Annotated in this window: 8 protein-coding genes; 5 read left to right on the top strand and 3 right to left on the bottom strand. The window is 46.3% G+C overall.

Going from position 1 to position 13,172, the window contains the following annotated elements; translation table 11 throughout:
• Positions 1–26: 26 nt before the first annotated feature.
• Positions 27–2,429, bottom strand: coding sequence for an ABC transporter permease (locus FXO21_RS04875; protein WP_149639045.1), 2,403 nt, complete (start codon positions 2,427–2,429; stop codon positions 27–29).
• Positions 2,430–2,540: 111 nt separating this feature from the next.
• Complete coding sequence (locus FXO21_RS04870; RefSeq protein ID WP_149639044.1) at positions 2,541–4,934, bottom strand: ABC transporter permease; 2,394 nt, start codon at positions 4,932–4,934, stop codon at positions 2,541–2,543.
• A gap of 207 nt (positions 4,935–5,141) precedes the next feature.
• On the opposite strand from FXO21_RS04870, the gene FXO21_RS04865 reads away from it, so the two are divergent.
• Positions 5,142–6,626, top strand: a complete 1,485-nt coding sequence (locus tag FXO21_RS04865) for a glycine--tRNA ligase (RefSeq protein WP_149639043.1) — start codon at positions 5,142–5,144, stop codon at positions 6,624–6,626.
• A 67-nt stretch (positions 6,627–6,693) separates the two neighbouring features.
• Here FXO21_RS04865 and FXO21_RS04860 read toward each other — a convergent pair whose 3' ends face one another.
• Positions 6,694–6,951 (bottom strand): helix-turn-helix domain-containing protein, encoded by a 258-nt coding sequence (locus tag FXO21_RS04860; protein ID WP_149639042.1) that lies wholly within the window; start codon positions 6,949–6,951, stop codon positions 6,694–6,696.
• Between the two features lie 705 nt (positions 6,952–7,656).
• Here FXO21_RS04860 and FXO21_RS04855 point away from each other — a divergent pair.
• The 4 genes from FXO21_RS04855 to FXO21_RS04835 all read left to right on the top strand — a co-directional run bounded on the left by FXO21_RS04855 (position 7,657) and on the right by FXO21_RS04835 (position 13,163).
• Positions 7,657–7,875 carry a hypothetical protein gene (locus FXO21_RS04855; RefSeq protein WP_149639041.1) on the top strand — a complete coding sequence of 73 codons (219 nt, stop codon included), beginning with the start codon at positions 7,657–7,659 and terminating at the stop codon, positions 7,873–7,875.
• Between the two features lie 234 nt (positions 7,876–8,109).
• Positions 8,110–9,324, top strand: coding sequence for an HlyD family secretion protein (locus tag FXO21_RS04845; protein ID WP_149639039.1), 1,215 nt, complete (start codon positions 8,110–8,112; stop codon positions 9,322–9,324).
• A gap of 115 nt (positions 9,325–9,439) precedes the next feature.
• Positions 9,440–11,590 carry a peptidase domain-containing ABC transporter gene (locus FXO21_RS04840; protein ID WP_192579356.1) on the top strand — a complete coding sequence of 717 codons (2,151 nt, stop codon included), beginning with the start codon at positions 9,440–9,442 and terminating at the stop codon, positions 11,588–11,590.
• Positions 11,591–11,687: 97 nt separating this feature from the next.
• Positions 11,688–13,163, top strand: a complete 1,476-nt coding sequence (locus FXO21_RS04835; RefSeq protein WP_149639037.1) for a nicotinate phosphoribosyltransferase — start codon at positions 11,688–11,690, stop codon at positions 13,161–13,163.
• Positions 13,164–13,172 lie beyond the last annotated feature (9 nt).

The following is a 13,172-nucleotide window of genomic DNA, read 5'->3' as shown; positions in this document are numbered from 1 at the left end:
TAATTTAAAGTCTTGGTACTTTACTTTCAATCCGCCCCCAAACTCTTCACCGGATTCATTCTCGCAGCTTTATAAGTTTGCATACAAACCATTAACGCAATCAATACCGCGAAGCCGCAACCGATTGCTGCGAATGTAAACCAGCCCGGCGTGATGCGGTAGGCGTAGTTTTGGAGCCAGTTTTTCGTAACAAAAAAGGCAGAGGGGAAAGAAATCAGCGTTCCGATCAGCATCACGATCAGAAATTCTTTTAGAAAAAGCATCACTACGCTCACTTCCGATGCGCCGAGCACTTTTCGGATTCCCAGCTCGCGCGTTCTTCTTGCTACATTCAGCGATACCATGCCGGAAATGCCCAGCAATACGATTACAACTGCGAGGATTGTAGCCAGTTGCGAGGCTTTCTTTAACTGGATCTCCGACTGATATAGTTTTTGTAATGTCTGGTCGATGAAGTTGTATTCAAAAGGCGCGTCTGGCATTACTTCGTGCCATTTCTGTTCCAGCGCCGCCATTGATCTGACCATATCAGATCCCAGGTGAAAAGTCAGGAACCGGTATGCATTGCTTCCACGGACGTGAAAGAATGCCAGTGGCTTGATCGCTTTATGCATGGATTCAAAATGAAAGTTGGTCGTTACGCCATTGATTGTAAGTGGATTAGGAAAAGTATGGATCCTGATCTGCCTGCCGACGGCGTCCGCTGGGTTTTTGAATCCCAATGCTTTCGCCAATGCTTCGTTTACTACGATGCGGTCGGTTTGCAGTGCGGTTTCTGAATTTTGAAAGAAATCTCCTGCCAGTAGCGGAATGCCGTAAGTAGCGGCGAAATGCTGATCCGTAGCCAGGAATTTGGTGTGCGTGGCACTGGAAGAATCCTGGCCAGGCTTATAAACCCCGTAATCTACGCCCGCATTTCCATTCGGTATCTCGTAAGACAGACTTACCGAGCTGACTTCCTTCATCCGCCTAAACTCATTCCTGATCGCCTCCATTTTTGCCAGGCCCTCAGGCGTCCAGTCGCGGGGAACTGCCACCGTAACGCGCGCATCTTTATGGAAACCCAGACTTTTATTAAAAAAATAATCTACCTGCTGAGAAACAATCGCCGCCGCCGCAAATACAAACAATGCAATCGTAAACTGTACAGCGAGCAGCATTCTTCGAAACCCGATGTTTTCTCCCACCGACTTGAATTTACCTTTCATCGACTCAACGGAAGGTATTCCCGATAGTACAAATGCAGGATAGGAGCCGGCCAGCAAGCCTAGGAGCAGTGCAATGAGTGGCACGACGAGAAAAGACCAGCCGGATAGTTGGGTTACGGAAGGAAGTTCGGTGCCGATGATATTACCGAAATGTCCTCTTGCGAGTACATATAAACCAATGGATAACAAACCCGCAAGTGCAGCCAGCAGTACGGACTCGGCCAGAAACTGTCCGATAATCTGCGTTTTAAGACTTCCCAATGCCTTTCTTACGCCAATTTCCTTCAATCGGGATGCGGAACCTGCGACAGAGATATTTACAAAATTCACCACCGCCATCAGCAAAATAAATGCGGTGATAGCGGATAATGTGTAAATCATTTTTTGCACCAGGCCATTATTGGCTTCCCGGTAGTAGCTTTTTAGCGGAGTAAGGTAAGCGCGCAGGTTGTTCCGCAGCTGCGGCGGGGCATTGGTAGCAAGTAATCTTGCGATCGGTTTTTCAAGATCTGCCGGTTTAACACCCTTTTGGAGCTGGATAAACGTGATCATATAGGGGAAATTCCAGTTAGTTTCCGCACCTTTCCTGCCATCCAGTGAGCTGAGCGGGATGAAAACTTCGGAAGCATTTCCCAGCAAATGATTGACGGAATTGTTGGGGAGATCTTCCAGCACGGCAGTTACTTCATATTCCTGCTTGCCGCCGATGAAATTATGAAGCGTGAGATTTTCACCCACAACGTCGGTTTTACCAAAATATTTAAGCGCTTTTCCGCGTGTGATGACCACCGAATTCGGCTGCTGCATTGCCGTTTTCACATCGCCGTGGAGGAGCGGGAAGCCGTACATGGTGAGTAGCGTCGAGTCGCCCGTTTGTACTTCCTCACGAAAATGTTTGTCGCCTCTGGAAACAGCCACCGTAATGCCGTCGTAGCGGTAATAACCCGCTACCAGATTCGGATATTCGTCGCGCAACGCTTTCCCGAGCGGGCCGAGCGTTGCCAGATCGACTCCCATATCCGGATTTCTCCATTCGCTTCGGATAATGAACTGGTTATCTGCATTACGCAAGCTGGAATTCACCTGCAACTCTGTGTACACATAACTGCCGACGAGATAGGCGAAAGTGATCCCGACAGACAGCCCGAGTATAGTTAGCAGCGAGTAAAACCTGCGTTTCAGCAAGTTGCGCCAAGCGATCTTGAAGTAGTTATGTAGCATAAATCCCGGCATTTGAGTCAGTTTGACAAAAATAGCCGGGAAAGAGAGGCAATTGGTCTGTTTAACTTTTTTTAACCTGAATGCGACGTACTGTGTAATTTCATATTATCCTTACTCGCTTCGCAAACTCTTCACCGGATTCATCAACGCAGATTTCAGTGCCTGCGCACTTACCGTAAGCAATGCGATAACGATTGCGATTAAACCGGCTGCGGCGAAGATCCACCAGGAAAGTGTTTCGCGGTATTCGAAGCTTTTCAGCCACTCCGTCATCGCGTACACAGAAACGGGAGTGCCTACTACAATAGCGATCAAAACCAGTTTGATAAAGTCTTTGGATAATAACAAAACCACGCTCTGAACACTCGCGCCGAGCACTTTACGCACACCGATCTCCTTCGTGCGTGACTCTGCGGAAAACGCGGCCAGCCCGAATAAACCAAGGCAGGCGATCAAAACTGCCAGTATTGCAAACGTGAGCATAATATCTCCCTGCCTTTTCTCAGACTGATACTGCTGCGCAAAATTTTCGTCCAGAAAGTGAAAATCCAGTGTCGCTTCCGGGTCAAATTCCTTGTAAGCCTGACGGAGAAATGCGAGCGCTTCGGTCGTTTTTTGAGGTGCGATCCTTACATATATATTGTCCTGATCCTGCGGGGCCGGAAGCTGCAAAACAAGCGGCTCGATTTTGTGCTGAAGAGAGTAAGTATGAAAATCACTGATCACACCTACAATCCGCGCCTCTTTCGTATTGCCTTTATCATCAATAAAATACCTGATCTTTTTGCCCACCGCATTTGTCCAGCCCTGCTTTTTGACCAGCGATTCGTTCACCATCGCCGAGGCCGAAAGGTCAGCTTCTGAATCGTTGAAAAAATTTCGACCGGCTAAAAGATTGATTTCCATCGTCTTGATGAAATCCCAGTCGACCGCCAGCTTCTGCACGATTTGTGTGCTCTGCGTCATTTCTCCATTCTCTTTTTCCATAAACATCCCCGAAGACCCCACCTTGTTGGTGCCGATCGGGTTACTCGAAGCCGCGATACTTTCTATAAACGGACTTTGCGACAGTTTCTCTTTGATCGACCTTACCTGATTGCGGACTTCGTTTTTGTCAATGTGAAACACAAGTACCTGACTTTTATTAAATCCGAGATCCTTATTGTTGACAAAATGAATCTGGCGGTAAACAACTGCGGAGCAGGCTATCATCACTACCGTTGCTGAAAACTGAAACACAACCAGCGACTTCCGGAAATAGTTGCTGCCAACCTGCCCGCCCACTTGTCCTTTTAATGCATTAACCGGCCGGAATCCTGAAAAACGCAGCGCCGGGTACATGCCGCTCAGCAGCCCGACAAGTAGCACAAACGCGCTGGCCAGCAGTGCGCTCAGTACATTGTTTTGGTGACCAATCGTCAGTGACTTTTCAGCAAGCTGGTTGAAGAGCGGCAGGAAGGCGGTTACCAGAAGAAAAGCAACAATGCCCGATAATATGGTCATAATCAATGATTCGGTGAGGAACTGACCGATCAGCTGCGACCTTTCTGAACCAATGGATTTGCGCACACCTACCTCACGAATCCGTTTCAGGGAGCGGGCTGTGTACAGATTAACATAGTTAATACAGGCAATCAGCAGAATCAGCAGTGCGATGGCGGAGAACACATAAACAGTATTTACATTTCCATTCGGGCTGAGCTCGAACTCCATTTGTGAATGCAGGTGAATGGAAGTCAGCGGTTGAAGCTCCATTTGGTAACTCACATTGCCCAATTCTTTCCGGAGGTATTTTGGGAAAAAGCCTGCGAGTTTCTTTTCAAACTGTTTGCTGTCAGTACCCTTCTTCAAAAGTAGGTAAGTATATAACTCAAATTGTTGCCAGCCTGCCGTGTAATCAGGAGGCAGCGAGCGCAATGCGCTGAACTTCAGATGCGAATTAGAAGGGATATCTTCAATAACCGCAGTGACTACATTCGGGAAGTTATTGCTGAACATCACCGTTTTTCCGATTGCCAGCGAAGCGTCTTTAAACAGTTTCTCAGCAAGTGTTTTAGTTAAAACGATCTTTTGCGGCTGCGTTAATGCAGTTTTCGCATTACCATAAAGTACCGGAAGAGAAAAGACATCGAAAACAGATGCATCTGTGAAATAGATATCATTGGCGACTACTTCATTTTTACCGTATTTGAGCGCGCCGCCGCCTTCCGGGTTAATCCTGACGGTATTTTCGATCTCAGGATAATCGTTTTTGAATGCAACAGAGAACGGCGCCGAGGTAAGCGGAACATTGAAGCTACTTTCGTCCCACGTCACATGCTGCGCAACGCGGACGATCCGGTCTGCTTTTTCGTGAAAACGATCGTAGCTCAACTCGTCGGCTACGTACAGCACCATCAGCCAAACCGCCGCCATTCCGATACCCAGTCCGAAGATATTGAGGCCGCTGAAAAGCCTTTGTTTTCCGAAGTTCCGGAAGCTGATTTTGATATAGTTGAGCAGCATGGCAGTTTAGGTTTGTTTGATTACTTTGTTTCAAAACGTATGCCATTCTTGGTAAGTGTTCATAATCAATATGTTAATTGTAGAAATGCAGATAATTTGTCCGGTTTCGAACATTGGGTTTACGTATGTCCGGTCAAAATACCTAATTTTACCAACTTCCTTATTTAGGATTTTTTAACAGTAATTTCTCTTTGATTTTTTAACAGAATGAACCCATCACCCGCTACCTCTTTACAAGACATCGTAGGGCACGCCAAAGAATACGGCTTCGTTTTTCCTTCTTCTGAAATATATGACGGTCTGCAGGCTGTTTATGATTATGGCCAGAATGGCGTCGAACTTAAAAATAACCTGAAAGCAGCCTGGTGGAAGGCTATGACGCAGCTTCACGATAATATCGTGGGTATCGATGCGGCCATTTTTATGCACCCGCTTACCTGGAAAGCGTCAGGCCATGTCGATGGGTTCAATGATCCTATGATCGACAATAAGGATTCCAAAAAGCGTTACCGTGCCGATCAGCTGCTCGAAGGCAAAGCAGAGCAGTATGCAGCGGAAGGTAATGAAGCTAAATCACAGGAATTGCTTGCGGAAATGGGCCGGTTGCTGAGTGCCGAAGATCTCAATGGCGTTCGCGAGCTGATCATTTCTGAAAATATCAAATGCCCGGTATCGGGTACGACCAACTGGACTGAAGTGCGCCAGTTTAACCTGATGTTCAGCACGCAGGTAGGCTCGGTTGCGGAAGATTCGAATATGATCTATTTGCGTCCTGAAACCGCACAGGGGATTTTTGTCAATTTTTTGAATGTGCAAAAAAGCGGACGGATGAAGGTCCCGTTTGGGATTGCACAGATCGGGAAGGCATTCAGAAATGAGATCGTGGCGCGGCAATTTACTTTCCGCATGCGGGAATTTGAACAAATGGAAATGCAGTTTTTCATTCGTCCCGGTACCGAAATGGCGTGGTACGAATCATGGAAAGAGGCGCGCATGAAGTTCCATAAGGCGATTGGACTACCCGCAGACAAGCTGAAATTCCATGACCACGAAAAACTGGCACATTACGCCAACGCAGCAGTTGATATTGAATTCCAGTTTCCATTTGGTTTCCGGGAAATAGAAGGTATCCACTCGCGTACAGACTTTGACCTGCGTAATCACCAGGAGCTATCGAAGAAAAAGCAACAGTATTTCGACTCCGATCTGGATGAAAACGGGAAACCTTACGGAAACTACATTCCTTACGTGGTGGAAACTTCGGTAGGTGCGGACCGTCTGTTCCTCGCTGCTTTTTGCAATGCATACACCGTCGAAACGGTAGGTGAAGGCGAAACCCAGAAAGAGCGTACTTATCTGAAATTGCACCCGGCACTGGCGCCTTTTAAAGTAGCTGTGCTCCCGCTCGTTAAAAAGGACGGACTGGCTGAGAAGGCACAGGCTATCGCGAATTCGCTTAAATCTTCATTTAGAACAACTTATGATGATGGAGCGGCGATTGGAAAACGTTATACCCGCCAGGACCTGATCGGAACGCCGTTTTGCATCGCGGTGGATTATCAGACCATGGAAGATGATACCGTAACGATCCGTCACCGCGATTCAATGGAGCAGGAGCGCGTTGCAATCAGTGAGTTGAAAGAAAAGATAGGTTACCAGGTGGCAATTGAGCGTATTCTGGAAGCGATCTGAAATCGAAATACTTAAACATTAAACGGGCTGATTCAATGCGAATCAGCCCGTTTTGGTTTGTTGATGTTTAGTCTGTTGTGTGCAATCTCACCAGATCTTCCGGATTACCTTTAATAAGGTCAACTGAATCTACTTCCAGGATTTGCGCAATCTGGATCAACCTTTCCAGCGTAATGCGCGTATAGGCAAGCTCAATCTTACTGTAAGCATTTTGTGAAATACCCAGTTTCATCGCGAGGTATTCCTGTGTGTAATTCCTATACTCCCTGATTTTACGGATGTTCAGCGCCACGGATCTGATTTTTGCCTCTATCGTCTGCTCCATGTAACATCATTTTTAGTGTCGTAAAAAGCGTGCTTTGGAAACATACGTCAGAAAGCGGGAAGACAGATCGATTTGAGGATGATTTAGATTCCTGTTAAGTCAGTGAATTATCAGATTTACGGTGAAAGAATGGTCCGTTAGCTGCAATAAATACCTGACAGTCAGTAAAGCGTTTGCCCGTATAAGAAAGCTCTGGCTACCTTATTTTTATGAGTTTTTTTGATCATACTATGTTTCGGTACATCTCCATTGTCTGTGGAAAATACCAGTATCAGATAGCTTTTTGAGTGCTTTGATAAGGTGTGAATTGCGTTTATGCAGACCGCATTTCTCCGATTGTAGAGAAAATCAACACTTGAAATTGCTTGCTCCGGTTTCTTGCCAGAATCGTTTATCGCGCAGGCTATCATTTCCATCTATATGTAGGACAAAATCAAAATGCAGACAGGACGACGGCGCTTTTACTCCTAACAAAACCTCCGTTTTTATATAAGGAACCGCGCGTGTAATACGATACGCTTCCCACTAGAGATCACTTTGGATATTCTTTGGAGGTGTATTTTACTCTTTTTAGTTGTTTGATAATCAGTGTGTTAATGGGAGTTTGGCATAGAAGTTTAAACTTCCACTGCGAACATGAGTTCAAACAGGGGGCGCTGAAAACCTGAGAAAGAGTAAGCTAGTTTTCATTAAATTTTAAGCATTATGAAATTTCAAGAATTGAATCTCGCAGAAATGAAAGAAATTAATGGTGGTCTGTTAGGACTTGGAAGCAGCAGCGATTCTTCTTCATCAGGTGGCCTCTTCGGATCATTGGGAATCGCGTTCAGCAACGAGTCAGTTGACGATGACGGTTCCTCAGAAAAAACACAGTTCGGCTTAGGCCTTGACCTTGGAGGGATCTTCAACTCTATAACTGAGTAACAGTGAAAAAGACGGATAAAAGTGGGGGTGGCATCGGTCGCCCCCACTTTTTTATGCCCAAAACCTGTGTCCCCCTGTACGATAAAAACAGCTTTTTAGATCGCTGATATTATTCTCTTAGGTTGTAACATATTCCGAAATGTTGTTTTGTAACATATTGATATATAGGTTATTGGCATGGTAATTGATCAGATTCCCATCAATCGCAACCTCTGAAAATCGGACATAAATTGTATGGAAAACGAGATCAGTACAGTCAATAACAAGATATTCCCACCCGAAATATTGCAGCATACCGCTGACTATCATTTCCACGAGCACAACACCCGGTCGAACATCGTATACCAGCTTGCGATGCTGATCATGATTGCCGCGTTCGTATCGTTGTTCCTGATCGTAGTGGATGTGAGTGTGAAAAGTACTGGCATTATCCGGTCGTCCGACGACCGCAACGAGATCAAGGCCCTGGTGAGCGGGCGTCTGGATTCGGTATTCGTTTCGGAAAACCAGCGGGTCGTGAAAGGGCAGACGCTGCTAAAAATTGAGTCAGAGATTTTGAAAGAGCAAAATCAACTCGTAAACGCGCAAAAAAGCGATTTCGACAATCAAATCAAAGATTTAAAGACGCTTCTGCATCTAAGCCGGACCAATAACTGGAGTAAAAAGCCCGGGTTGACCAGCGGCTTGTATAAGCAGGATTTTGCATTGTTCTGGCAAAAAATAACGGACGCAAAAACCACATTAATGACCGTTGAAAAGGATTTTGCGAGAAATAAAACACTGTACGATGTAAAAGCGATTTCAGAAGCCGAGTTTGACCGCGCCCAACTTATACACGCCACCGCCAGCAACAAGATCGTAACGATCATGGAAGAAGAGGAGGCTCGCTGGGAATCTGAACTGACCCAGTTGCAGATGAAAACCCGTGAACTAAGCTCACAAAACAAGCAATATCTCCGTGAAAAGGATTTTTACATTGTTAAAGCGCCCATTAGCGGCACGATCCAGCAGCTCAAAGGGTTACAGCCGGGAAGTATCGTTTCATCCAATGAATTCCTCGCCGAAATATCGCCCGATGAAATGATGGTAGCCGAAATGTATGTATTACCGAAGGATATTGGTCTGATCCAGCCGGGCACCAAAACCCGTCTGCAGGTGGATGCATACGATTACAATCAATGGGGACTGGTCACAGGAGAGGTGATATCGATTTCAAACGATGTGTACACGAACGGGAAAGAACCGCCATTTTTTAAAGTAAGGTGTAAACTTGATGCCAATTCACTTACCCTCAAAAATGGCTATGTTGGTAAGTTGAAAAAGGGAATGACTTTGCAGGCGCGTTTTCTGGTGACTGAAAGAACGTTATTCCAGCTCCTTTACGACAAAGCCGACGATTGGCTGAACCCCAATCTAGTCGCTACTACTGAAACCCCACCTCTAAACTGACCCTATGAAACCCGGCAACCTATCTGAAACCTGGAATGGTGCAAAGCGTTTGGCTGACAATATTTTCGAAAATATCCCTTTATTTAGCTCGGGACGGCGGTTAAAGGATGTTGTGATGAAGCAGCACGACCTTACCGACTGCGGCGCAACCTGCCTGGCGTCGGTCGCGGCATATTACAAGCTTGCTCTCCCGGTCGCACGTATCCGGCAATATGCCTCCACAGATAAAAAGGGAACTAATATCCTTGGTATCATTGAAGCAGCCACAAAGCTTGGGTTTAATGCAAAAGGTATCCGCGTGGAGTTTGACCAGTTGCCGCACGTGCCCGTTCCGATCATTGCACACGTGATAATCAAGCAGATATTGCATCATTATGTGGTAATATATCGTGTTACTGCCTCAACCGTGGAAGTAATGGACCCTGCACGCGGCGAGCTGATCCTGATGAGTCATGATGAGTTCAAAAGCATCTGGACGGGCGTAATGGTAATGATCCAGCCGGGCGATACTTTTACCGAAGGAAATGAGAAAATATCAGTAAAACAGCGTTTTATATTCCTGCTAAAACCGCACAGATCGGTGCTGATGCAGGTTTTACTGGGCGCGATCATTTACACGGTGCTGGGCTTATCTACTTCCATTTTTCTCCAGAAGATTGTCGATAACGTGCTGCCGGAGGGCAACCGTAACCTGCTGAATTTAATGGGCGTGATCATGATCATGATATTGCTATTCCGGGTTGTGATCAATCACGCTAAAACGTTGCTGACCATCAAAACCGGCCAGCAGATCGATACGCGGTTGATATTGGGTTACTACAAGCATTTGCTGCGACTACCCCAGCAGTTTTTCGATAATATGCGCGTCGGGGAGATCATCTCGAGGATTAACGATGCGGTAAAGATCAGGGTTTTTATCAATGATGTACTGGTCGGTTTCGCGGTCAACATGTTTATCCTGCTTTTTTCTTTTATGCTGATGTTCACGTACTATTGGAAACTGGCGCTGATCCTGCTGGGCGTAGTGCCGCTGTATGCGATCATCTACTATTTCTCTAATAAAATGAACAAAACTACTCAGCGGAAATTGATGGAAAGTTCAGCGGAGCTGGAAGCGCAGCTGGTCGAATCCATTCATTCCGTGAGTACGATCAAACGTTTCGGGTTGGAGGATTTCACCAATATGCGTACCGAAACCCTTTTTATCGGAATGCTGAAATCGGTGTATGAATCCAATACCAATTCACTCTGGATCGGCGATTTCAGTGGTTTTGTTTCGAGTGCGTTCACGATCATATTACTCTGGGCAGGTTCTCTTTTTGTTTTAAATAAGATCATTACCCCGGGAGAACTGCTCTCATTTTATGCGATTATCGGCTACTTCACCGGCCCGGTTTCCAGTCTGATCGGCATGAACAGGACGATTCAGGATGCAAGCATCGCAGCCGACCGATTGTTCGAGATCATGGATATTGAGCGGGAATCCATTGAAAACAAAGCGGTACTGACGCCGGACATGATCGGCGATATCCAGTTTCGCAATGTACATTTCAGGTACGGAACACGCGTTACCGTTTTTGAAGGGCTGGACCTGGTTATTCCTAAAAACAAAATTACAGCCGTAGTAGGTGAGAGCGGGTCCGGAAAAACTACGTTACTGGCCTTGCTACAAAACATTTATTCAGTCGAAAAAGGGAATATCCTGCTCGGGGGTTTTGATATTAAATACCTGACAAATGACAGTTTGCGTCAAATGGTGAGCGCGGTTCCGCAGGATGTACATTTGTTTGCCGGAAATGTAATCAACAATATTGCCGTGGGGGAATTTGAGCCTGATATGAAAAAGATTGTTTCTATTTGTCAGGAGCTGGATATTATGAAGTTTATTGAAAATCTGCCCAATGGTTTTAACACTTATATCGGTGAAAATGGTACCAGCTTGTCAGGCGGGCAGCGGCAGCGGCTGGCAATTGCCCGCGCATTGTACCGCGACCCGGAGATCCTTATATTAGACGAAGCCACTTCTTCGCTCGATTCGAAATCCGAGCAGCATATTCAGCTCGCAGTTCAGGCACTCAGAAAGCGCGACAAAACGATCATTATCATAGCCCACCGCCTCAGTACCGTGATGAATGCAGACAAAATAATAGTTTTGGAACAGGGAAAACTGATCGAGGAAGGTAGTCACAAGAAGCTTTTGAACAAAAAGGGCAAGTATTACGATATGTGGAAGCAGCAATTTCCGATGCTTGAAAGTGTCAACTAGCCGCAGGGAAACGTGCAGCAGCAGAAGGGAAAGCCGGTTAGAAATAATCGGCTTTTTTTATTAATTAGGCATTTCATAACAAACAGATAGCCGATCAATGATCAATAAATTGTATGATACATCCCTGAGCCTGCTGACCGATCTGTACCAGCTTACGATGGCTTACGGGTATTGGAAAGCCCGTAAAGCAGAACAGGAAGCGGTTTTTAATCTCTATTTCAGAAAACATCCGTTTCAGGGCGGATTCACTATTTCCTGCGGGCTCAATAGTGTGATCGACTATATTCAGGAATTCCGTTTCAGCCGCGAAGATCTCGGTTATATTGGCTCATTGAAGGGAAATGACGGGCATAGGCTGTTCGAACCGGGCTTTCTGGAATACCTCGAAAACATGGAACTGCAATGCAGCATCGATGCGATTCCCGAAGGCACAGTCGTTTTTCCAAACGAACCTTTAATGAGAGTTCGGGGGCCGATATTGCAATGCCAGCTACTGGAAACGCCGCTGCTGAACCTCGTAAATTTTCAATCGCTTATCGCTACGAAGGCTGCCAGAATGCGGCTCGTCGCGAAGGAAGATACGCTGCTGGAATTTGGTTTGAGGCGCGCGCAGGGACCCGACGGCGGTGTAACCGCGAGCCGGGCTGCCTATATCGGCGGTTTTGACGCTACTTCGAATTTGCTTGCGGGGAAACTGTACGATATTCCGGTGAAAGGAACGCACGCGCACAGTTGGGTGATGTCTTTTGATACCGAGCTGGAAGCATTTGAAACCTATTCCAGGTATTTGCCCAATAATGTCACTTTGCTGGTAGATACCTACGATTCGCTGGAAGGGGTGCGCCATGCAATCGAGGCGGGGAAGTCACTGAGAAAACGTGGCTACGATCTCGTAGGTATCCGGCTTGACTCCGGCGATTTGGCTTATCTAAGTATAGAATCGCGGAAATTACTGGACGAGGCAGGGTTTGAAAAAACGAATATCGTCGCCAGCAACGATCTCGACGAGTACATTATGGACAGTCTGAAAATACAGGGAGCGAAAATCAATGTGTGGGGGATTGGTACCAAACTGGTCACTGCTTACGATCAGCCTGCATTGGGAGGCGTATACAAGCTTGCTGCGATCCGGTCGAAATCGGGTGAATGGGACTACAAATTGAAGCTGTCTGAGCAGGCAATCAAGGTTTCCACGCCAGGGATTCAGCAGGTCAGAAGGTTCAGGGATAGTAAAGGGTTTGTTTCGGATATGATATTCAATATTGAAAATCCCCTGATCGGAAAATCTACGATGGTCGATCCCTACGACTTTACTAAAAACCGCTCATTTGCGGAAAACACGCATTTCGAGGATTTGCTGGTGCCCGTTTTTGCGAAAGGCCAATTGATTTACAGCCTGCCTTCCATTCATGAAGCCAGGGCCCGGGTCCAGGATCAGCTGGCGCATTTTTACAAAGGCATTAAGCGGTTTGTCAATCCGCACACTTACCCCGTAGGCCTGGAAAAGCATTTGTTTGATATGAAAACCGATCTGATTATGAAACTGAGAAACAATGAGCCCGAAGCTTTGTAGCTGCTCCGG

The organism is Dyadobacter sp. UC 10, from assembly GCF_008369915.1.
Taxonomy (GTDB): domain Bacteria; phylum Bacteroidota; class Bacteroidia; order Cytophagales; family Spirosomataceae; genus Dyadobacter.
This window is presented reverse-complemented; position numbering and strand designations above follow the sequence as displayed.